This is a genomic window from Pseudomonas floridensis (assembly GCF_002087235.1).
Classification (GTDB): Bacteria; Pseudomonadota; Gammaproteobacteria; order Pseudomonadales; family Pseudomonadaceae; genus Aquipseudomonas; species Aquipseudomonas floridensis.
In genome coordinates this window covers 1-1,026 of the sequence record NZ_MUIO01000155.1, presented here as the reverse complement: position 1 = coordinate 1,026, position 1,026 = coordinate 1, and the positions used below count along the sequence as shown (strand labels likewise).

The window sequence follows — 1,026 nt, the reverse complement described above, 5'->3', positions numbered from 1 at the left end:
CTTGGTATTGGGTGATTTCGTTCAGCGGGTTGATGAACGAAAAGTCGAAAATCGCAAGTCAATCAGCATCGACAAGAATAATTTCGATGATGTGTTGGCGAAGCAGGACCTGCAACTGACACTCAGTGTTCCTAATCACTTGCAACGTGATGGTGATGTCGAAGAACTGGCGGTAAACGTCAGTGTTAGCTCAATGAGCGATTTCAATCCGGCCAGTCTGGTGCAGCAGGTTCCTGAGCTTAAAAAGCTCATGGAATTGCGAGATGCCTTGATGGCGTTGAAAGGCCCCTTGGGTAACGCTCCTGCTTTTCGCAAGGCGATAGAGAACGTGCTCATCAATGAGGCATCGCGTACTCGAGTGCTTGGCGAACTGGGTTTCGGCGTTGGGGTGGAATCAGATCTGGCAGGTCAGGAATAAAAAAGATGAGCACGAACCTAGCGCAACAACATGAACATGCAAAGTTTGAGTCAGGAGTTCTTGATCAGATTATCGCCGAAACGAAGATTTGTCCGAATGATGAGGCTTATGCGATAGCGAAGCGCGGTGTCGCAGCGTTCATCGAAGAACTGTTGAAGCCACACAACAGTGCGGAGCCGGTAAAGAAAGCCTTGGTCGATCGCATGATCACCGAAATCGATATCAAGTTGAGTCGTCAGATGGATGAAATCCTCCATCATGCTGATTTTCAGGCGCTTGAATCGGCGTGGCGCGGGCTTAAGTTGCTGATCGACAGAACCGATTTCAGGGAGAATACCAAGATCGATATGCTGAGCGTCTCCAAGCAGGATTTGCTCGAAGACTTCGAAGACTCTCCAGAAGTGGTTCAGTCGGGCCTATATAAACACGTCTATACAGCTGAGTATGGACAGTTTGGTGGCAATCCGGTCGGCGCAATCATCGCCAACTACTATTTTTCGCCCAGCGCGCCTGACGTGAAGACCATGCAGTACGTCTCAAGTGTCGCCTGCATGGCGCATGCTCCATTCATTGCCGCGGCGGGTCCTCAGTTTTTTGGGCTGGAGCAG

At 50.2% G+C, this 1,026-nt stretch carries 2 protein-coding genes; both read left to right on the top strand.

Going from position 1 to position 1,026, the window contains the following annotated elements:
- Window position 1 precedes the first annotated feature (1 nt).
- On the top strand, window positions 2-418 hold the full coding sequence (tssB, locus tag BZK31_RS27295) for a type VI secretion system contractile sheath small subunit (protein ID WP_244182748.1): 417 nt from the start codon (window positions 2-4) through the stop codon (window positions 416-418).
- A 5-nt stretch (window positions 419-423) separates the two neighbouring features.
- Window positions 424-1,026: type VI secretion system contractile sheath domain-containing protein (locus tag BZK31_RS27290; protein ID WP_208617240.1), on the top strand; the 603-nt coding region annotated here is incomplete at its 3' end.